This is a genomic window from Belnapia sp. AC561 (genome assembly GCF_979252845.1).
In genome coordinates this window covers 1-244 of record NZ_CEEDBP010000424.1, presented here as the reverse complement: position 1 = coordinate 244, position 244 = coordinate 1, and the positions used below count along the sequence as shown (strand labels likewise).

General features: G+C 66.8%; 1 protein-coding gene. It reads right to left on the bottom strand.

The genetic code is table 11. The features are described from left to right. Positions 1-244 (bottom strand): 3-deoxy-7-phosphoheptulonate synthase (locus AC0IW9_RS31705; RefSeq protein WP_471652253.1); only part of this gene is annotated, 244 nt, incomplete at both ends.

The following is a 244-nucleotide window of genomic DNA, read 5'->3' as shown; positions in this document are numbered from 1 at the left end:
CGTTGATGTTGTCGCCGCGGTAACTGGGCAGCTCGACACCGTCGATCGTCTCGGTCGCGGTCGAGCGGGGCTTGGCGAACTGGCCCGCCATCCGGCCGACCTTCACCACCGGCAGCTTCGAGGCCCAGGTCAGCACGACCGCCATTTGCAGGATGACGCGGAATGTGTCGCGGATGTTGTTCGCGCTATGCTCGGCGAAGCTCTCCGCACAATCGCCGCCCTGAAGCAGGAAGCCGCGCCCGGC